Consider the following 20,611-nt stretch of genomic DNA (forward strand, 5'->3'; position numbering starts at 1 on the left):
GCGGGGGCTTTGCCTCCGCTTGCCGGCAGTCGATGCGTTGATCCAGGAGCACCCATCTGCTCAAAAAAAACGGCGAGCCCAGGCTCGCCGTTTTCATGTTGATGTCGGGGCTTATTTCAGGCCGGCGGCATCGCGCAGCAGTGCGGCTTTGTCGGTCGCTTCCCACGGGAAGTGCTCGCGGCCGAAGTGGCCGTAGGCAGCGGTTTCGCGGTAGATCGGTTGCAGCAGATCCATCATCTGGATCAGGCCATATGGGCGCAGATCGAAGAATTCGCGCACCAGCAGCGTCAGCTGTTCGGTTGGCACTTTCTCGGTACCGAAGGTTTCCACCATGATGGAGGTCGGTTCCGCTACGCCGATAGCGTAAGACACCTGAATCTCGCAGCGATCGGCCAGGCCGGCGGCAACGATGTTTTTCGCCACGTAGCGCGCCGCGTAAGCCGCGGAACGGTCAACCTTGGACGGATCCTTACCGGAGAAGGCGCCGCCGCCGTGGCGAGCCATGCCGCCGTAGGTGTCGACGATGATCTTACGGCCGGTCAGGCCGCAGTCGCCCATCGGGCCGCCGATAACGAAACGGCCGGTCGGGTTGATGTGGTATTTGGTGCCCGCCGTCAGCCATTCCGCCGGCAGGACCGGTTTGATGATCTCTTCCATCACCGCTTCTTGCAGATCTTTCAGCGAGATGTCTTCTGAGTGCTGGGTGGACAGTACCACGGCGTCGATGCCGACGATTTTGCCGTCGTCGTACTGGAAGGTCACCTGGCTCTTCGCATCCGGACGCAGCCACGACAGGGTGCCGTTTTTCCGCACTTCGGACTGGCGCTGCACCAGACGGTGCGCGTAGGTCACCGGGGCCGGCATCAGCACGTCGGTTTCGTTGGTGGCGTAGCCAAACATCAAGCCCTGATCGCCGGCGCCCTGCTCGAGAGGATCGGTACGGTCAACGCCCTGATTGATGTCCGGGGATTGTTTACCGATGGCGCTCAATACTGCGCAGGAGTTGGCGTCAAAGCCCATGTCCGAATGAACGTAGCCGATCTCGCGCACGGTCTTGCGGGTGATCTCTTCGATATCGACCCAGGCGCTGGTGGTGATTTCACCGCCGACCAGCACCATGCCGGTTTTCACGTAGGTTTCGCAGGCGACGCGCGCCTTCGGATCTTGTTCCAGGATGGCGTCGAGGACGGCATCGGAGATCTGATCGGCGATTTTATCGGGATGTCCTTCGGAGACGGATTCGGACGTGAAGAGGTGTTTAGCCATTGTGTTCTTTACCTTGCATAAGACGGGTTAGAAATTACTGCACAGCGCTGGAGATCCGGCATCAAAGCGAAGGGTCTTCCGCTGATGGCGCGAGATGCATCCTGCAACGCCCCTCAGGCAAAGCCGTTAAGCAGTTTATCAGTTAACCAGTATAGATGGATTAACATCTGGACGTCTATTTTAGGTCAGGGTTTAGCCAGATTGCCAGTAATTTTTTGCGCTTTCGCTCTTTTACGCAAACGGGTTGGCGCCATTTTCATCGCTTGAAACAGTTTTCGGCGAATTTTCATTTTGCTTTTTCACCTTCTTACCGGTATAAACTGCGCGCGCGGTTCATTTGCTGCACAGTACGGCGATTGGCGCTGGGGAAGGTGTGATAAACTTCCGCTTTGCATTCGCCGGCGTTGCGCTATTATCCGTCGCGGGCGTTCGCCGTGGCGCCGCCGCTTCATCGAACGGTCACGTTCTTACACTATTTTAGAGGCTGGGTCGTTCACTGTGAACGGCGCGCGTGGAGGTGGTTGGATTAATGATCCGTTGTCTACCGGTTGTTGGTTCCCAACAGCAGTGCCGTTCTGGCGCACATTCTTCTGCTATTTCCCGTCTTGTCTCTCTGTCACTTACCAGGTGCGATAAACACTTGGCCGCTACTCAGGATTCTCGGGCCGGCTAACGGTCGTCTGAAGAACTGAACAAGGGTAGCCTGCAGCCTTCCTGTGGGATGTTTCTTGGCCCGATTCACGAGGTTTGAACAGGGTGTCTTACAATTATATGAGTGATAAACCGATCGCTGACCGCGAACGGCAGTTCTCTTCGCTGCCGCCGGCGCGGCTTGTTGGGTTGTTCTCGCGGGTTGTAGCTGCGATAGTGGCTGACGGTTTCGTCAGTGCGGAATGTGAGGCGAACCATGTCTGATGATCTGTTGATTCACCGCCCGCCGGTTGCGGGCGAGTCTTTATCTTTGCGCTCCATGCAGGAGGTTGCCATGAATGATCGTAATGCCAGCAAGATGCTGCGTACTTATAACGTCGCCTACTGGGGCAACAATTACTATGACGTCAACGAGCTGGGCCATATCAGCGTGTGCCCGGACCCGGATGTCCCGCAGGCGCGCGTCGATCTGGCAGAACTGGTGAAAACGCGCCAGAAAGACGGCCAACGTCTGCCGGCGCTGTTCTGCTTCCCGCAGATCCTTCAGCATCGCCTGCGCTCTATCAACGCCGCGTTCAAACGCGCGCGTGAGTCCTTCGGCTACCAGGGCGGTTATTTCCTGGTGTATCCGATCAAGGTGAACCAACACCGCCGCGTGATTGAATCGCTGGTGAACTCCGGCGAACCGCTGGGGCTGGAAGCCGGCTCCAAGGCCGAGCTGATGGCGGTGCTGGCGCATGCCGGCATGACCCGTTCGGTGATCGTCTGTAACGGCTATAAAGATCGTGAATACATTCGCCTGGCGTTGATCGGGGAAAAGCTGGGGCACAAGGTGTACCTGGTGATCGAGAAGATGTCCGAGATCAACCTGGTGCTGGAAGAAGCCGAGCGGCTGAACGTCATACCGCGCCTGGGCGTGCGTGCGCGTCTGGCGTCCCAAGGCTCCGGCAAATGGCAGTCGAGCGGCGGCGAAAAATCCAAGTTCGGCCTGGCGGCGGTGCAGGTGCTGAAGCTGGTGGAAACCCTGCGTGAAGCGGGCCGCCTCGACAGCCTGCAGCTGCTGCACTTCCACCTGGGTTCGCAACTGGCCAACATTCGCGACATCGCCACCGGCGTGCGCGAATCGGCGCGCTTCTACGTTGAGCTGCACAAGCTGGGCGTCAACATTCAGTGCTTCGACGTGGGCGGCGGCTTGGGCGTCGACTACGAAGGCACCCGCTCGCAGTCCGATTGCTCGGTGAACTACGGCCTGAACGAATATGCCAACAACGTGATTTGGGGCATCGGCGACGCCTGTAACGAACACGGCCTGCCGCACCCGACGGTGATCACCGAGTCCGGCCGCGCCGTAACCGCGCACCACACGGTGCTGGTCTCCAACGTGATCGGCGTCGAGCGCAACGAGTTCAGCGAACCGCAGCCGCCGGAAGCCGACGCGCCGCGCGCGCTGGAAAGCATGTGGGAAACCTGGCTGGAAATGAACGAGCCGGAGAACCGCCGCTCGCTGCGCGAATGGCTGCATGACAGCCAGATGGATCTGCACGACGTGCATACCCAATACGCGCACGGCATGCTGGACTTGACCAAGCGCGCCTGGGCCGAGCAGCTGTATCTGAACATCTGCAACAAGATCCAGCAGCAGCTCGATCCGAGCAACCGTGCGCACCGTCCTATCATCGACGAACTGCAAGAGCGCATGGCGGACAAGTTCTACGTCAACTTCTCGCTGTTCCAGTCGATGCCGGATGCCTGGGGCATCGATCAGCTGTTCCCGGTGCTGCCGCTGGAAGGGCTGGATAAGCCGCCGGAAGGCCGCGCGGTGCTGCTCGACATCACCTGCGACTCCGATGGCACCATCGACCATTACGTTGACGGCGACGGCGTGGCGACCACCATGCCGATGCCGCCGTACGATCCGGAGAATCCGCCGGCGTTGGGCTTCTTCATGGTCGGTGCGTACCAGGAAATCCTCGGCAATATGCACAACCTGTTCGGCGACACCGCCTCGGTTGACGTTTACGTGTTCCCGGACGGCAGCGTCGAGACCGAGCTGTCCGACGAGGGCGACACCGTGGCGGACATGCTGGAGTACGTGCAGCTCGATCCGAGCGCGCTGCTGGCCAAGTTCCGCGATCAGGTCAAAGAAACCGATCTGGACAGCGAGCTGCAGGCGCAGTTCCTGGAAGAGTTTGAGGCCGGTCTGTACGGCTACACGTATCTGGAAGACGAGTAACCGCCCTCTTCAGGGGGGCGATGTCGGCCCCCTTGAAGCATGAACAAAATGCGGCCATAATCTGCTGCATCGGTAGCACCGAAACAAACATCGAATTACCCGTCATACTTGAAGTTGCCTCTGTGTTGGCTGCGTGCGTTCACCCCAGTTACTTACTTGAGTAAGCTCCTGGGGATTCCCGCCCTGGCCGTCTTGATGCAACTCCAATTATCCAGGGTATCAATCCCTTTCTCGTCGGGCTAACGACGCGGGAGGGATTTTTTTTTGTAACGGCCCGGCGTCTGCGCCCGGCAACTTGTTGAACTACGAGGGTTTACTATGAGCACCTTAGGCCATCAGTCCGATAATTCATTAGTGTCCAACGCCTTTGGTTTCCTGCGCTTTCCGCTGAATTTCATGCCTTACGACAGCGATGCAGAGTGGGTCATCACCGGCATTCCGTTTGACATGGCGACCTCCGGTCGCGCCGGTGGCCGTCACGGCCCGGCGGCCATCCGTCAGGTATCCACCAACCTGGCCTGGGAAGGCAACCGTTGGCCGTGGAGCTTCGATCTGCGCGATCGGCTGAACGTGGTTGACTGCGGCGACATCGTGTTCAACTTCGGCGATGCGCAGGACATGAGCGACAAGCTGCAGGCGCACGCGGAGAAACTGCTGAAGGCCGGTAAGCGCATGCTCTCGTTCGGTGGCGACCACTTTGTCACCCTGCCGCTGCTGCGCGCGCACGCCAAGCATTTCGGCAAGCTGGCGCTGGTGCACTTCGACGCCCATACCGATACCTACGCCAACGGCAGCAAGTTCGACCACGGCACCATGTTCTACCATGCGCCGAATGAAGGCCTGATCGATCCGCACCACTCGGTGCAGATCGGTATTCGTACCGAGTTCGATCATGACAACGGCTTTACCGTATTGGACGCCGCGCAGGTGAACGATCGCAGCGTGGACGACCTGCTGACCCAGATCAAAGGCATCGTCGGCGATATGCCGGTGTACCTGACCTTCGACATCGACTGCCTGGATCCGGCGTTCGCACCGGGCACCGGCACGCCGGTGATCGGCGGCCTGACTTCCGATCGCGCGCTGAAGCTGGTACGCGGCATGCAGTCGCTGAACATCGTCGGCATGGACGTGGTGGAAGTGGCGCCGGCCTATGACCAGTCCGAGATCACCGCGCTGGCCGCGGCGACCCTGGGCCTGGAGATGCTGTACCTGCAGGCGGCCAAGAAACACGCCTGACGCCAGACCACTCCTCGCTGAAAAAGCGGCTTCCATTGTATGGGGGCCGCTTTTTTTATTTCATTTGTCGCCATCCGCACTGAGATTTTCAGTCTGTTGCAACGCCTTTGCGCAATTTTGCGCAGAAATGAAACTGAGTCGGAGAAAAGGAACCGGGACAACGGAGAGGATGAATATACTGCGCGCGGGTGCTCTGGATCTTTGTATCTGGAGCCTGCGTGAAAGGTACAAAGAGAAAAGCCCCGAGTCGATATCCATCAACCCGAGGCCTACTCTAACGCCAGCAACGTTAAGTTAGCCTCTTACCCGCCGCGAGGCAAGGAGAAGAAGGCATGATGCCGAACAAACGGAGCCTGTTAAAATTGGTGGTTATTTGTGCCACGGTAATATCACTGGCATGGATAACTCGCAGCACGCTGTGTGAGCTGCGGATCCGATCGGGTAACACGGAGGTTGCGGCCATTTTGGCTTACGAATCCGAACGGTAAGGCAACCCAGCGACGGGGGATGTCCCCCGTCTGCTGATTGTTGGCGTCCAGATCCATGAGCACCCTCTCAACGCTGTCGGTTTTCCGCCGCACGGGGCAGGGAAACGGGTTTATGCCCGCTTCACCTGCCGCGCCAGCAACATGCGGCCAAACAGTGCGCCGCCCGCCAGCAACGTCAGCAGCTGCGAGGCAATCAGCACTGCAAAGCCTGAAGACACCTTGCCCTGGCTGGCCATCACTATGCCCATCGCCATCGGCACAAACGCCGAGAACAGATTGCCGATGCCGTTGATCAGCCCATAGGCGCTGCCGACCGCCTCCGGCCGCGCATAATGCTGCAGCAGAGTGGGGATCGCCGCGCCCTGTGCGCCCCAACAGGCGTTGGCCGCCAGCAGGAAGAAGGCGATCCAGCCAAGCTGATGGCTGTGCATCACGCCATAAATGCACAGTGCGGTCGCCGCGCCGCCGCAAACGAAGATCAGCGGCGCCTGATAAGGGCGAATGCGATCGAGCAGCACGCCGCCGAGGTATTTGGAGGCGATGCTGACGATGAACGGCAGCGAGGCCATCCAGCCCATCTGCTTGATGGAAAAACCTTTTTCATCGGTCAGATATGCCGGAAGCCAGGCGCTGGAGCCCCATAGGTAGCTGAGCGTGGCGATCTCGATCAGCAAGATCCAGCCGAGCATCGGCGTGCGCCAGGCCAGTGCGAAGGTATGCCAGACGCGGCTCAGCCCGGGTTGCGGATCGGCAGAGCGTGAAGATGAGGGTGCGGGGAGCGGATGAACGAACAGCCGCACCAGCGCCAGGCCCAGCAGCAGGTTGATCAGCGCCAGCAGGTGAAACGACATTGCCCAACCGAAGTGCGCCATCAGAAAACTCACCAGCGGAAACCCGATCACCAGCCCCAACGAGACGCCCAGCGTGCTGACCGCGTTGGGTTTGCCGCGCTCGTCGGCGGCGAAATGATCGCCGATGTACATGGTCTTCAGCGAGAACAGGGGCCCTTCGCTGACGCCCAGCAGCGCGCGCACCACGCACAGCAGCATCAGCGATCCCGCCAGCGGCGAGGCGGCGGTGAGCAGCGCCCACAGCACCACGCTCAGCGTCAGCGCGCGGCGGTAACCCATCAGCGTTTCCAGAAACGGCGTCAGCAACATGGCGGACAGGCCGTAGCCGAGCAAAAACACCGTCATCAGCGTGCCCTGGTGAGCGCGGTCGCCACCGAGCTGGAAGTGTTGCAGGAAGTCGGGATTGACCAACATCACGGCGATATTGACCCGATCCGCATAGGCGATAACGATCAGAAACAGCAGGGCGATCACCCCAAACCAGCGTTGACGTTGTTGCACGTTGCGTTCCTCAATGCGAGCGGTTGACGAATTCAGGCAGCAGTAAACTCACCCGCGGAGGCCATTTCGCGCAAACGCGGGGGATGAGGCCGATTGATGTAAATTTATTGTTATCAAATAGGGTGTGAAAGACCGTGAGAAAACACTTTTACGCGCAATGCGTCGTCGGAATCAACGCATTTTTTGCCATAAATTAGCGGGAGAGCGCACAACTGACATAGGTTTTTCATATCGGTGCATGATTTCGTGATCCTTCCCGCATTTGTCATTTTTAAACAACCTTTCATTAACATTTGCCGTTCCGATCGCTTGACGAAAGTTTCGCCACACTTATAGTGGCTGTATTAAATAAGAAACTGAGTTTCATATATGAAACAATCAGATAGAGGATAAAAGCAATGAGCTGGAAGAATGTGTGCGAAGTGTCTCAGGTGAAAGAAGATTTTCCTTTCTCCGGCAAAGTGGAAGGAAAAGAGATCGGGGTGTACCTGCTCGACGGTAACTACTACGCGCTGGAAGACGTTTGCCCGCATGCTTATGCCTTGCTCAGCCAGGGGTTTGTAGACGACGGCAAGGTTGAGTGCCCGCTGCACGAAGCGCTGTTTGACGTGCGCACCGGCCAGTGCCTGCGCGAGCCGGGCGGCCGCGATCTGCAAACCTATCCCACCCGGGTGGTCGACAACCAAATCCAGATCACCTTTATCGCGGAGGAGTAATCATGCAGCACATCACCGATTTCAATCCCTGGCTGCCGGACACCCAACAGGTGACGCCGGCCCGCGAAGGCGGCAACGGCCAAATCCATCAGCCGGGCCAGTTCCGCAATGTCATCTGGCAAAACCGCGCCCGGGTGCCGGACGGTTTCGAAACCGCGCTGGTGGCGGCGCTGGAAACGATCTTCGAGCAGGGGGCGGAAGAGCTGGAGCAGATCGTCAGCGCGCTGAATCAGCGCCGCCTGTTCGATCGCAGCGGCCAACCGTGGAATGAGGCGACCTTCCGCGAATTCCTTCACGTTAACGGTTTCTGAGCCACATCCGGGAGAAGACAATGACAGCAAACACAACATCCTCCGAACAGAGCTTGCAGGACTATCTTGACCAGGGATTGCGCGGCATGTGGTATCCGGTGCTGGCCAGTTGGGAAGTGGGCAACAACCCGGTCGGCATCACCCGCCTTGAACAGCAAATCGTGGTGTGGCGCGACGGTGAAGGCCAGATCCACGCGCTGGAAGACCGCTGCCCGCACCGTGGCGCGCGGCTTTCCATGGGGTGGAACCTCGGCGATCGCATCGCCTGCTGGTATCACGGGGTGGAAGTCGGCGGCGATGGGACGGTGAAAGACGTGCCGGCGGTGGATCGCTGCCCGCTGGTGGGGCAAAAATGCCTGCGTTCTTACCCGGCCAAAGAAGCCTACGGCGCAGTGTTCCTCTATTTCGGCGTGACGGCGGATGAAGCGCCGGCGGAGCTGACTTTCCCGCAAGAGCTGGCGGACGAAGCGTCGTACAGCCACTTCCTGTGCACCGCCAGCTGGGACTGCAACTACCAGTACGCGTTGGAAAACGTGATGGATCCGATGCACGGCACCTATCTGCATTCCTCCTCGCACTCGATGGCGGAAGGGGATCGCAAGGCGGATATGGGGCTGGAGCCGACCGACAGCGGGTTTATCTTCAAAAAGAACGGACAGATCGGGGTTAACTTCGACTGGGTGGAATTCGGCAGCAGCGGCGCGTATTGGATGCGCCTGTCGATCCCGTACAAGAAGCGCTTTGGGCCGGGTGGTCACTTCTGGATCATCGGCATGGTGGTGCCGGAAGACAAGGATCACTGCCGGGTATTCTTCTGGCGCATCCGTAAGGTCAAGGACTGGCAGCGCGACATGTGGCGCTTCATGTACCGCAACCGCCTGGAATCATTGCATTGGGACGTGCTTGAGCAGGATCGCATCGTGCTTGAGAACATGGCACCTAACGCCCGTGGCCGCGAATACCTGTACCAGCACGACGTCGGTCTTTCACGCCTGCGCCGCCTGATGCAGAAAGAGGCGCAGAAACAGCTGGCGACGTTGCGCGAGCGGGAGGCGGCGCAGTGAACGGCCTGTTGAACGGTAAACGTATCGTGGTCACCGGTGCGGCGCGCGGCCTGGGTTACAGCTTCGCCGCCGCCATCGCCGCCGCCGGCGCGCAGGTGGTGATGTGCGACATCTTGGCGGATGAGCTGGCCGCGAGCGGTGCCGCGCTGCGCGAGCAGGGCGCTCGGGTGGAAACGCAGACGATCGACCTGGCGTCACCGGATTCGATCCGTTCGGCGTTCGAAAAGATCGCCGCTGGCGGCGGGATCGACGGCCTGGTGAACAACGCGGCGCTGGCGACCGGCGTCGGTGGCAAAACCATGATGGAATACGATATCGATCTGTGGGATCGCGTGATGCAGGTCAACGTGCGCGGTACCTGGCTGGTGAGCCAGGCGGCGGTGCCGCTGCTGGCACGCAACCCGCATGCCAAAATCGTCAACGTGGCGTCGGACACTGCGCTGTGGGGCGCGCCGCGCCTGATGGCCTATGTCGCCAGTAAAGGCGCGGTGATTGCAATGACCCGTTCGATGGCGCGCGAGCTGGGCCCGCAGGGCATCTGCGTCAACGCCATCGCACCGGGCCTGACGCGGGTGGAGGCCACCGAGTATGTGCCCGCCGAGCGCCATCAGCTGTATGAGCAGGGGCGCGCGCTGGCCGGGGCGCAGCATCCGGACGATGTGAACGGTACGGTACTTTATCTGCTGTCGTCGCTGGCGGATTTCGTCACCGGCCAACTGCTGCCGGTCAACGGCGGCTTCGTATTCAACTGAGGCCCGCAGGGCTGGCGCACAGCGCAGGAGCGAGATATGGCGGACGAGCAAGCATGTAAGTATCTGATCCCGGGACTGGATCGCGGGTTGCAGTTGCTGCTGGCGTTTGGCGAGCAGCATAAGGAAATGACCTTCGCCGAGTTGCATCGCCTGGTCGATATGCCGAAGGCCACCGCCTACCGCGTGGTGCAGACGCTCGAGCACCTGGGCTTCCTGGAGCGCAATCCGCGCACCAACACCTTTGCGCTCGGCATCAAGGTGCTGCGCCTCGGCTTCGAATACATCGCGTCGCTGGACGTGGCACAGGCCGGCCAGCCGGTGATCGAGCAGCTGCGCGATCGCAGCCAGTGCAGCAGTCATCTGGCGATCCGCGACGGGCGCGACGTGATCTACATCGCTCGCGTCAGCGCCGCCGGTTCGCAGATCAATCAGGTCAGCGTCGGCACCCGTTTGCCGGTGCACCAAACCTCTCTGGGTCGCATGCTGTTGACCAGCGCCACCCGCAGCGAGTTCGAACAACTTTATCCGGACGCGCAGCTGCCGGGCAATGCGCCGGGCACCCCGGCGGATCGCGAAACGCTGTGGCAGATGGTGCAGCAAGACAAAGCGCGCGGCTATGTGATCGGCGAATCGTTCTTCCGCCACGGCATCTCCTCGATCGTCTACCCGATCTTCAACCGCGAGCAGCGGGTCGAGGCGGTGGTCAGCATCATGGTGCCGTCCGATGAGATCCCGAAAGCGGATCGCGAGCGGCTGCGCATGGAAGTGCGCGACGCGGCGGAGAAAATTTCCGGCTTCCTCGGCGCGCCGCCGCAGGCCAACGTCGGCTAACCGGCAGGACCGACTCTTTTACTCAGGCAGGGATAAGGCCCGTAGCAAACAGGGGCCGGGGTTCACTCATGCCTGAAAACCGTATGCAGCGAGAACGTGAGGCTGAACAATGAGCGTAATCGGAATCGAAAAACTGGAGTTTGGCGTCGAAGATCTGCCAACCTGCGAAAAATTCATGCAAGACTTCGGCCTGCAGCCCGCCACGCAACATTGGGGCGAACCGCAGCGCGAATTCACCACCCTGAGCGGGGCGCAGGTTGTCCTGCACCCGTTGCAAAGCGCGGCGCTGCCTGCGGCGTTTGAAGGCGGTTCTACCCTGCGCCGCATGACCTGGGGCGTGGGCTCACCCGCCGATCTGGCGCGCCTGCAGCCGCGTTTGGCGTTGATGCCCGGCTTCCGTCAAGTGGGAGAAGAGCTGGAATGCCTCGACCCCAACGGCATGACGCTGCGTTTCGTCGTCAGCCGCCAGCAGGCGGTTGAGGTGCCGGTCACGCCGATCAACCAATGGGGCGACGTGCGCCGCATCGATCAACCCAGCCCGGTCTATTCGCAGGCGCAACCTATCAACATCGGCCACGTAGTGTTCTTCGTTGACGACCTGGCGGCGACCGAGCGTTTCTATCGCGAGCTGTTGGATTTCCAGGTTTCCGATCGCTATATCGATCGCGCCGTCTTCCTGCGTACTCAGGCGCGCGGCGGCCACCATAACCTGTTCCTGCTGAAGCTGCCGAACCGCCCACGCGGCCTGAACCACGTGGCATTCACCGTGCGCGATATCCACGAAGTGATCGGCGGCGGCATCGCCATGAACAAAGAGAAGTGGAGCACCTTTATCGGCCCCGGCCGCCACCCGATCTCCTCGGCCTATTTCTGGTACGTCAACAGCCCGACCGGTGGCGCGTTCGAGTACTACACCAACGACGATTATCTGACGGAAAACTGGCAGCCGCGCGAGCTGGAGCATTCGTTGGTCTCCTTCACCGAATGGGCGGTAGAGGGCGGCATCGATCACGACACGCGCCGCCAGCATAAAAAGGCGCAGGCGTTATGAACCGGCCGGAACACGCGGGCATCGTCATCGTCGGTGGCGGCCAGGCCGGCGGCTGGGCGGCCAAGACGCTGCGCGATCGCGGTTACAGCGGCCGGCTGACGGTTGTCAGCGACGAACCCTACGATTTTTACGAGCGGCCGCCGCTGTCGAAAGCGGCGCTGCTGGATGCCGCGGCGCCCCTCAGCCGGCTATTTAGCGAACAGGCGGTGGAGGCGCTGAATATCGACTGGCGTCGCCCGCTGCGCGCCGAGTCCATCGATGCCGAACAGCAAATCGTCACGCTCAGCGACGGGCAACGGCTGCAGTTCGAGCAGTTGCTGATCGCCACCGGCGGACGGCCGCGTGTGCCGAGCGCCGCCTGGGCGCAGCACCCGCGCGTGATGACGCTGCGTTCCTGGGACGATGCGGCCCGGTTGCGGCAGGGCTTGCAGGGCTGCCGTCGCCTGGCGATCGTCGGCGGCGGTTGGATCGGGCTGGAGATCGCCGCTTCCGCGCGCCGTCTCGGCGCCGAGGTGACGGTGTTTGAACGCCAGCCTGCGCTGTGCATGCGTAGCGTCGGCGCCGACGTCTCACAGGCGTTGTTCGAACTGCATCGTCAGCAGGGCGTCACGGTGCTGTGTGGCTGCGGCGAGATCTCGCTGGAAGATCGCGATGGCGCCGCCTGGATCGGCAGCGAAGTCAGCGATCCGCAGGCCTTCGATCTGGTGGTGGTGGGGATCGGCGTCGAGCTGAATCTCGAACTGGCGCGCAGCGCCGGGCTGGCGATCGAGTCCGGCATCGTGGTCGACGGCCAGGGGCGCACCAGCCATCCGGCGATCTTCGCCGCCGGCGACGTGGCGCGCCATCCGACGCTCGGCCTGTGCCTGCAGTCCTGGGCCTACGCGCAAAATCAGGCCATCAGCACCGCTTGCGCGATGCTCGACGCCTTCGCCGCTCCGTATGACGACGTGGCCTGGCTTTGGTCGGATCAATACGACGCCAATATCCAGATCCTCGGCGTGCCGAGCGGCGGGGTACACCATGTGGTGCGCCGCACGCCGCAGTCGCAGGTGTTCTTCACGCTGAACGCCGATCGGCAGTTGGTGCAGATGGTAGCGTTCAACGACGCGCGCACCATCAAGCTCGGCAAGCGTTGGCTGGCGAGTGGCCGGGTGCTGGATCCGCAGCAGCTGGCGGATGCGGAGTTTTCTTTGATGGCGTTGAAATAACGCCCGAACCTCGGGAGCGTTTTATGACTACGCAAGACATTGACGCCCGCGCTGGACGGGCGGGGGAAACCGTTGCCGAAAATCCGCAGCAGCGGGTGCGCTGGTCGGTGCCGATCGCGCTGTTTGCCTGCGTGCTGCTGGCGTTTTTCGACAAGATCAGCATCGCGGCGCTGTTTTCCGACGCCGAGTTTCAGCAGGCGTTAGGGATCGGCTTTGACCCGGCGCGGCTGGGCTTGCTGATGAGCGCGTTTCTGTTCTCCTACGGCATCTCCTCGATGCTGCTCAGCGGCATCGGCGATCGGCTTAACCCGGTAAAAGTATTGATTGGCATGATGGTGGTGTGGGGCGTGCTGATGGTGTTGATGGGGATGGTGCGTTCCTATCACGCCATGATGACGCTGCGCATTCTGCTCGGCATCGCCGAAGGGCCGCTGCTGCCGATGGCCTACGCCATTATTCGTCAGGCCTTCCCGCCGCAGCTGCAGGCGCGCGCCACCATGCTGTGGCTGCTCGGCACGCCGCTGGGCGCCGCGCTCGGCTTCCCGGTCACCCTGTACATCCTCAATACCTTCGACTGGCAAACCACCTTCTTCTTTATGGCGTTTTTGACGCTGCCGGTGATGTTGCTGGTGCTGTTCGGCATGCGTCACCTGAACGTCGCGCGCCCGGCGGCGGCGGCCAAGCCGGCGGTGTCCGAACGCAAACAGCATCGCCGCGAGCTGTTGCGCAGCCCGCACTTTTGGATGATTTGCCTGTTCAATATCGCCTTCCTGACCTACCTGTGGGGCATGAACGGCTGGTTGCCGAGCTATCTGATCAAAGGCAAAGGCATTCATCTGGAGCATGCCGGTTACCTCTCTTCGCTGCCGTTCATCGCCATGCTGCTCGGCGAAGTGCTGGGCGCCTGGCTGTCGGACAAGCTGGATCGGCGCGCGCTGGCCTGCTTCCTGTCGCTGTGCGGCGCCGGACTCGGTCTGGCGGTGGTGCTGCACCTGCAGGGTACTTACAGCGTGATCGCCGCCATGGCCTTCAGCACCTTTATGTGGGGCGCCGGCGCACCGAATATTTTCGCGCTGTTGGCGAAGGCGACCAGCAGCAAGGTCAGCGCCACCGCCGGCGGTATTTTCAACGGGTTGGGCAATTTTGCCGGCGCGCTGGCGCCGGTGCTGATGGGGGCGTTGATCGCCGCCACCGGCAATATGGATAACGGCCTGCTGTTCCTGGTGGTGATGGCGTTCATCGGCTGCCTCATTCTGCTGCCGTTGCTGAGAAAGTACTGAATTAATCAATCGATTCAACAGAGGAGTGACAACATGTCTCAGGTTGAGAATAAAGCCGGCGTCAAGCCGCAGGATCTGTCGATGGAAAACTGGGTAGAGTCGCGCATCGCCCGTTTTGAAGGCCGTAAATACGACTGGAACGCGCTGAAATTCCAGGCCGACTTTGACCCGAAATACCGCCGCGCGCAGATGCGCTACATCGGTACCGGCGCTACCGGCGTGGCCAGCGACGCCAACACCATTCCGGCGGGCAATTTCACCTTCTCCACCATGGTGTTGCCGTCGAAGTGCGAGGGCCCGTTGCACCTGCACGACGACGTGGAAGAAGTGTTCTTCATGCTGAAAGGCAGCATCACGCTGATGATTCAGGATGGGGAAGAGTATTACGAAACCAGGCTGAAAGAGCGCGATCTGATCTCGGTGCCGGCGGGCGTGTACCGCGGCCTGTTCAACCACGGCGAGGAAGAGGCGTTGATGTGCGTGATGCTCGGCACCGCCAAGCCGGAGATCCCGACCTATCCGGCGGATCATCCGCTGTCCAAAGTGAAGCGCAACTGATGAACGGCCTGGCGCAACGCCAACGGGCGCGCTGCGGGGCGTACACCCTGAGCTGGCGCGAGGCCGGGCAGGGGCGGCCGGTGGTGTTGCTGCACGGCATCAGCTCCGGATCGGCCTCGTGGATCAAGCAGTTGAACGATAACGGCCTGACGGACGGCCACCGTCTGTTGGCGTGGGACGCGCCGGGCTACGGCGGCAGTCTGCCGTTGGCGGATCCTCAGGCCGATGCCGCCGGTTATGCGGCGGCGTTGGCGGCGCTGATTGCTGAGCTGCAGCTGGCGCAGCCGCTGATCGTCGGCCATTCGCTGGGGGCGCTGATCGGCAGCGCCTATGCCGCCTGCTATCCGGACGGGTTATGTGGATTGGTGTTGGCGGATCCGGCGCAGGGCTATGCCACGGCGCCGGAGGAAAAACGTCGGCAGGTGTACGGCCAGCGCCAACAGATGATAGAGACGCTGGGGCCGGTGGGCTATGGCGAGCAGCGGGCGGCGGCCTTGCTGCGTGAAGGGGCGGATCCGCAGGATATCGCCTGGGTGCGCAACGGCATGCAACAGCTCGATCCCGACGGTTTTCTGAGTGCCGCCTGGATGCTGGCCAATGACGATATCGCCCGCTATCTGGCGCGCTATCGCGGCCCACTGGAAGTGTGGTGCGGTGAACAGGATCGCATTACGCCACCGGAGAAGGCGGCCGAGCTGGCGCGTGAGCAGGACGCGACGCTGCGTTTGATCGCCGCCGCCGGCCATGCCAGTTACCTCGACGCGCCGGCGTGTTTCAACCGCTATCTGCGGGACTTTACGGGAGCAATCCAACGATGAATTTTCAGCTTGAGAATCGGGTGGCGGTGGTGACCGGCGGCTCGTCGGGCATCGGTTTCGAAACCCTGAAACTGCTGCTGGCCGAAGGGGCGAAGGTGGCGTTCTGCGGCCGCGATCCGGACAAACTGGCCGGCGCAGCAGCCAGCCTGCGTGCGGAGTTTCCGCAGGCGGAGATCCTGGCGCTGCGCTGCGACGTACTGGACGCGCAGCAGGTGGCGCAGTTCGCCGACCAGGTGACGGCGCATTTCGGCGGCGTGGATCTGCTGATCAACAACGCCGGTCAGGGCTTCGTCGCCCATTTTGACCAGACGCCGCGTGAAGCCTGGCTGCATGAGGCCGAGCTGAAGCTGTTCGGCGTGATCAATCCGGTGCAGGCGTTCTTACCGGCGCTGGAACGATCGGCGATCGCGTCTATCACTTGCGTGAACTCGCTGCTGGCGCTGCAGCCGGAAGAACACATGATCGCCACCTCGGCGGCGCGCGCCGCGCTGCTTAACATGACGCTGACGCTGTCGAAAGAGCTGGTGGACAAAGGCATTCGCGTTAACTCGATCTTGCTGGGGATGGTGGAGTCGGGCCAGTGGCGCCGCCGTTTCGACGAGCGCAGCGATAAAGAGCATAGCTGGGAGCAGTGGACGGCGGCGATCGCCGAACGGCGCGGCATCCCGATGAAGCGCCTGGGCAAGCCGCAGGAGCCGGCGCAGGCGCTGCTGTTCCTCGCTTCGCCGCTGGCTTCCTTTACCACCGGCGCGGCGCTGGACGTATCCGGCGGCTTTAACCGCCATGTGTAGCAGGGGCCGATAAAGATGAAGAAGATCATGATGATTGGCTACGGCGCGATGGCGAAGGCAGTGATCGCCCGTTTGCCGGAAGGCGTGGAGGTTGGCTGGATCCTGGCGCGCGCGGCTCATCATGCGGCGATCGCCGAGGCCTTTGGCGGGCGGGTGCAGGCGTTGACCCATCCCGAGCAGTGTTTGCAGCGGCCGGATCTGGTGCTGGAGTGCGCCAGCCAGCAGGCGGTGGCGGAGTTCGGCGAAGCGGTGCTGCAGCGTGGCTGGCCGCTGGCGCTGATTTCGACCGGCGCGCTGGCGGACGCCGCATTGCAACAGCGGCTGCAGCAGGTTTGCCGCCGCCATCACGGGCAGCTGATCGTGCTGTCCGGTGCGGTGGCGGGGATGGATGGGCTGGCGTCGGCGCGCGAAGGCGGGCTGGAGAGCGTGACCTATCAGGCCAGCAAAAGTCCGGCCAGCTGGCGCGGCAGCCCGGCGGAACAGTTGATCGATCTCGATGCGGTGCGTGAAGCGCAGGTGTTTTTTGAAGGGTCGGCGCGCGAAGCGGCGCGTTTGTTCCCGGCTAATGCCAACGTGGCGGCCACCATTGCGCTCAACGGCCTGGGGATGGACGCCACCCGGGTGCGCCTGCAGGTCGATCCCGCCACCCGGCGCAACACCCATCGCCTACAGGTGTGCGGCGACTTTGGCGAATTTCATATCGAGCTGAGCGGCACCCCGCTGGCGAGCAATCCCAAAACATCAACCCTGGCGGCGCTGAGCGCGGTACAAGCCTGCCGCCGTCTGGTGGACGGCGGTTTTATTGCCTGAACGGCAGGAGCGGAGCATGGAACGATTGAATATTTTTGTCGCCGGGCGCTGGCGTGAAGGGCGTGGCGAAGAGATGGCTTCGGTATTCCCGGCCGACGGCAGCGTCAACGCGCGGCTGCGTGCCGCGAACGTCGAGGACGTGAACGAGGCGGTGGAAGCGGCGGAACGCGCCTGGCGCGCGCCGGAATGGCGTGGGTTGGTGCCGCACCAGCGCGCCTCGATCCTCTACCGCGTCAGCAACCTGATTCTGGCGCAGCAGGAACAGCTGGCTGAGCTGCAGACCCGCGACAACGGCAAGCCGCTGGCGGAGACCCGCGGGCTGGTGGCCAGCGCGGCGGCGACCGCGCGCTACTTCGCGGCCGCCTGCGAGGTGTTGGAAGGTGAGCTGCCGACCCCGCGCAGCGCCGAGGTGATGACGCTCAGCCAGTATCAACCGATGGGGGTGATCGCCGCCATTACGCCGTGGAACTCGCCGATCGCCAGTGAAATGCAGAAGGTAGCGCCGGCGCTGGCGGCGGGCAACGCGGTGGTGCTCAAACCGGCCGAAGCCACGCCGCTGATGGCGCTGAAGCTGGCCGAGCTGTTCGAACAGGCGGGCCTGCCGGCCGGGCTGCTCAGCGTGCTGCCGGGCAAAGGTTCGGTGAGCGGCGAGGCGTTGGTGCGCCACCCGCTGGTGAAAAAGATCGCCTTTACCGGCGGGACCAGTACCGGGCGCCATTTGGCGCACATCGCCGCCGACAAGCTGATCCCCACCTCGCTGGAATTGGGGGGGAAATCGCCGACCATCGTGCTGGAGGACGCCGATCTGGAGCAGGCGGCGCGCGGCATCTGCTACGGCATATTCAGCTCCGCCGGCCAGGCGTGCATCGCCGGTTCGCGGCTGTTCGTGCATCGTTCGCTGTATCAGCCGCTGCTGGCGCGCTTGACCGAACTGACGGCGGGGCTGCGTATCGGCAACCCGCTGGTGCCGGGCGTGCATCTCGGCCCGCTGATCAGCGCCAAACATCGGCAAAGCGTGGCGGACTACGTGGCGCTGGCGCGGCAGGAGGGTGGCCGGGTGATCATCGGCGGCGAAGCGCCGGCCGATCCGCAACTGGCGAGCGGTAGCTATTACCTGCCGACCATTATTGAAGGCTTGAACAACGACGCCCGCGTCTGCCAGGAAGAGATCTTCGGCCCGGTGCTGGTGGCGCTGCCGTTTGACGATGAGCAACAGCTGATCGAACAGGCCAACGACTCGGTGTACGGCCTGGCGGCCGGCATCTGGAGCCGCGACTTCCCTCGCGCGATGGCGCTGGCGGAGCGGCTGGAAACCGGCACCGTCTGGGTCAATACCTACAAAACGTTCTCGATTTCCACGCCGTTCGGCGGTTTCAAAGAAAGCGGGCTGGGCCGCGAAAAGGGCCTGAACGGCATCAAGGCCTACATGCAGCAAAAAAGCGTGTATCTGGCGCTGAGCCATCAGGTGAACCGCTGGAGCGACTAGGCCGACACCTCTACGCATAACCCTAATAACGACTACCTTAAGAAGGCAGATGATGAGCGATAAAATCACGGTTGGCGAGGCGATAGCCCGGACTCTGGAACAGTACGCGGTGTCGGCGATGTACGGCATCATTTCGATTCATAATCTGCCGATCGCCGATGCGGTGGGGCAGCGCGATAAAATTCGCTTCGTGCCGGCGCGCGGCGAAGCGGGCGCGGTCACCATGGCCGACGCGCACGGGCGCTTCTCCGGCCTGGGCGTAGCCTTGACCAGCACCGGCGCCGGCGCGGGCAACGCGGTGGGGGCGATGATTGAGGCGCTCAACGCCAACACGCCGCTGCTGCATATCACCGGCCAGGTGGAAAAAGCCTATCTGGACGCCGACGCCGGTTTTATTCATGAAACCCGCGATCAGCTCGGCTTCCTGCGCGCCTGCTCCAAGCGCGCTTACCGGGTCAATTCGCCGGAGCAGGCGGTGGCGGTGATCCAACGGGCGATCCTGGATGCGCAAACCGTGCCCTGCGGCCCGGTGGCGGTCGAGATCCCGATCGATATTCAAAGCAGCCTGGTTTCCCGTTCGGTGCTGACCGAAGCGTTGGCGCCGGCGCCGCTGCCGAAGGCGGACGATGCGGCGGTGGAGCGGCTGCATCAGCGGCTGAAACAGGCCAAGCGTCCGCTGCTGTGGTTGGGCGGCGGCGCCTTGGCCTGCGGCGACGCGGTGCGCAAGCTGGCGGACGCCGGCGTGGCGGTGATCTCCAGCACCCACGGGCGCGGCATTCTGCCGGACAGCCATCCGCGCAGCCTGCGGGCGTTCCATAACTCACCGAGCATCGAAGCGATCCTGACGCAGTGCGACCTGACGCTGGTGGCCGGTTCGCGCCTGCGCAGTAATGAAACCCGCACCTGGACGCTGCCGCTGCCGCGCCCGCTGGTGCAGATAGACATCGATCCGGCGGCGGCCAACCGCAACTATCTGGCCGATGAACAGATCAACGGCGACTGTGCGGCGCTGCTGGCGGCGCTGGCGGCGCGGCTGGCCCCCGGCGAGAAGGTCAACGCCGAGTGGGATGCCGAGGTCGCGGGGGCGGTGCAGCAGGCGGAGAGCGCGCTGCGCCAGCAGTCCGGCGAATACGCCAAACTCAATGACGCCATCGACGCCGCACTGCCGCAGGATGGGCTGTTGGTGCGCGATATCACCGTCTCCGGCAGCGTCTGGGGCAGCCGGCTGTTCCGGGCGATCTCGCCGCTGTGCAACATTCACTCGCTGGCGGGCGCCATTGGCATGGGGCTGCCGATGGCCATCGGCACCGCGATCGCTAACCCGCAGCGCAAGGTGGTGGGGCTGGTGGGCGACGGTGGTCTGGCGCTGGGCCTGGGCGAGTTGGCGACCATGGCGCAGGAACAGGTGAATATCACCCTGCTGATCATGAACGACGGCGGTTATGGCGTGATGCGCGGCATTCAGGACAAGTACTTCGCCGGGCGCCAGTATTACAACGAGCTGCATACGCCGGCCTTCACCCAGATCGCCGAAGCGATGGGGCTGAAAGCCTGGAAGGTGGACGCGGCGTCGCAGTTCAACGGCGTGCTGGCCGAAGCGATCAACTACCCGGGGCCGTCGGTGGTCGAGGTGGACATGAAGCAGGTCGGGCCGCTGACCTTCGCCGGGCCGCCGCAGAAAACGCTGTATTAATACGATAAAAAAC

Annotated in this window: 20 protein-coding genes; 18 read left to right on the forward strand and 2 right to left on the reverse strand. The window is 62.4% G+C overall.

Annotation, left to right across the window (positions count from 1 at the left end; genetic code table 11):
* Positions 1-111: 111 nt before the first annotated feature.
* On the reverse strand, positions 112-1,266 hold the full coding sequence (gene metK, locus FUU19_RS17040; RefSeq protein ID WP_197811726.1) for a methionine adenosyltransferase: 1,155 nt from the start codon (positions 1,264-1,266) through the stop codon (positions 112-114).
* Positions 1,267-1,795: 529 nt separating this feature from the next.
* Here metK and FUU19_RS24815 point away from each other — a divergent pair.
* From FUU19_RS24815 to FUU19_RS17055, 4 genes are all read left to right on the forward strand, one after another.
* Entirely contained in the window at positions 1,796-1,939 is a 144-nt protein-coding gene (locus FUU19_RS24815) for a hypothetical protein (protein WP_464017219.1), read from the forward strand.
* A gap of 234 nt (positions 1,940-2,173) precedes the next feature.
* Entirely contained in the window at positions 2,174-4,150 is a 1,977-nt protein-coding gene (speA, locus tag FUU19_RS17045) for a biosynthetic arginine decarboxylase (protein ID WP_121976765.1), read from the forward strand.
* Between the two features lie 318 nt (positions 4,151-4,468).
* Positions 4,469-5,389: an agmatinase gene (gene speB / locus FUU19_RS17050; RefSeq protein WP_004937606.1), complete on the forward strand. Its 921-nt coding sequence runs from the start codon at positions 4,469-4,471 to the stop codon at positions 5,387-5,389.
* Between the two features lie 335 nt (positions 5,390-5,724).
* Complete coding sequence (locus tag FUU19_RS17055) at positions 5,725-5,877, forward strand: Hok/Gef family protein (protein ID WP_033638576.1); 153 nt, start codon at positions 5,725-5,727, stop codon at positions 5,875-5,877.
* A 110-nt stretch (positions 5,878-5,987) separates the two neighbouring features.
* Here the strand turns inward: FUU19_RS17055 and FUU19_RS17060 are convergent, their stop codons facing one another.
* Positions 5,988-7,229, reverse strand: coding sequence for an MFS transporter (locus FUU19_RS17060; protein WP_230490370.1), 1,242 nt, complete (start codon positions 7,227-7,229; stop codon positions 5,988-5,990).
* A 398-nt stretch (positions 7,230-7,627) separates the two neighbouring features.
* On the opposite strand from FUU19_RS17060, the gene FUU19_RS17065 reads away from it, so the two are divergent.
* The 14 genes from FUU19_RS17065 (at position 7,628) to FUU19_RS17130 (ending at position 20,598) form a co-directional block, all read left to right on the forward strand.
* Positions 7,628-7,945, forward strand: coding sequence for a non-heme iron oxygenase ferredoxin subunit (locus FUU19_RS17065; RefSeq protein WP_004937614.1), 318 nt, complete (start codon positions 7,628-7,630; stop codon positions 7,943-7,945).
* 2 nt (positions 7,946-7,947) lie between these two features.
* Positions 7,948-8,256, forward strand: coding sequence for a recombinase-like helix-turn-helix domain-containing protein (locus FUU19_RS17070; RefSeq protein ID WP_073534198.1), 309 nt, complete (start codon positions 7,948-7,950; stop codon positions 8,254-8,256).
* Positions 8,257-8,276: 20 nt separating this feature from the next.
* On the forward strand, positions 8,277-9,320 hold the full coding sequence (locus tag FUU19_RS17075; RefSeq protein WP_043141261.1) for an aromatic ring-hydroxylating oxygenase subunit alpha: 1,044 nt from the start codon (positions 8,277-8,279) through the stop codon (positions 9,318-9,320).
* Complete coding sequence (locus FUU19_RS17080) at positions 9,317-10,072, forward strand: SDR family oxidoreductase (RefSeq protein WP_147823240.1); 756 nt, start codon at positions 9,317-9,319, stop codon at positions 10,070-10,072. The genes FUU19_RS17075 and FUU19_RS17080 overlap by 4 nt, the downstream gene beginning before the upstream one ends.
* A gap of 36 nt (positions 10,073-10,108) precedes the next feature.
* The gene (locus FUU19_RS17085; protein WP_004937625.1) at positions 10,109-10,903 is read left to right on the forward strand and encodes an IclR family transcriptional regulator; all 795 of its coding nucleotides are present in this window, start codon (positions 10,109-10,111) and stop codon (positions 10,901-10,903) included.
* A gap of 109 nt (positions 10,904-11,012) precedes the next feature.
* Positions 11,013-11,954: a VOC family protein gene (locus FUU19_RS17090; protein WP_197833801.1), complete on the forward strand. Its 942-nt coding sequence runs from the start codon at positions 11,013-11,015 to the stop codon at positions 11,952-11,954.
* Positions 11,951-13,162 (forward strand): NAD(P)/FAD-dependent oxidoreductase, encoded by a 1,212-nt coding sequence (locus FUU19_RS17095; RefSeq protein WP_141966709.1) that lies wholly within the window; start codon positions 11,951-11,953, stop codon positions 13,160-13,162. Before FUU19_RS17090 ends, FUU19_RS17095 begins: the two co-directional genes overlap by 4 nt.
* Positions 13,163-13,185: 23 nt before the next feature.
* A complete protein-coding gene (locus tag FUU19_RS17100; protein WP_230490371.1) occupies positions 13,186-14,442 on the forward strand; it encodes an MFS transporter in 1,257 nt (418 codons plus the stop codon).
* A 33-nt stretch (positions 14,443-14,475) separates the two neighbouring features.
* Positions 14,476-15,000, forward strand: a complete 525-nt coding sequence (locus FUU19_RS17105) for a cupin domain-containing protein (RefSeq protein ID WP_004937634.1) — start codon at positions 14,476-14,478, stop codon at positions 14,998-15,000.
* Positions 15,000-15,818, forward strand: coding sequence for an alpha/beta fold hydrolase (locus FUU19_RS17110; protein ID WP_230490372.1), 819 nt, complete (start codon positions 15,000-15,002; stop codon positions 15,816-15,818). Before FUU19_RS17105 ends, FUU19_RS17110 begins: the two co-directional genes overlap by 1 nt.
* Entirely contained in the window at positions 15,815-16,609 is a 795-nt protein-coding gene (locus tag FUU19_RS17115) for an SDR family oxidoreductase (protein ID WP_230490373.1), read from the forward strand. Before FUU19_RS17110 ends, FUU19_RS17115 begins: the two co-directional genes overlap by 4 nt.
* A gap of 15 nt (positions 16,610-16,624) precedes the next feature.
* Complete coding sequence (locus FUU19_RS17120) at positions 16,625-17,419, forward strand: aspartate dehydrogenase (protein ID WP_230490374.1); 795 nt, start codon at positions 16,625-16,627, stop codon at positions 17,417-17,419.
* Between the two features lie 16 nt (positions 17,420-17,435).
* A complete protein-coding gene (locus FUU19_RS17125) occupies positions 17,436-18,905 on the forward strand; it encodes an aldehyde dehydrogenase (RefSeq protein ID WP_230490375.1) in 1,470 nt (489 codons plus the stop codon).
* 52 nt (positions 18,906-18,957) lie between these two features.
* The gene (locus FUU19_RS17130; RefSeq protein ID WP_230490376.1) at positions 18,958-20,598 is read left to right on the forward strand and encodes a thiamine pyrophosphate-binding protein; all 1,641 of its coding nucleotides are present in this window, start codon (positions 18,958-18,960) and stop codon (positions 20,596-20,598) included.
* Positions 20,599-20,611: the final 13 nt, after the last annotated feature.

This window comes from Serratia montpellierensis (genome assembly GCF_020858655.1).
GTDB lineage: Bacteria > Pseudomonadota > Gammaproteobacteria > Enterobacterales > Enterobacteriaceae > Serratia > Serratia montpellierensis.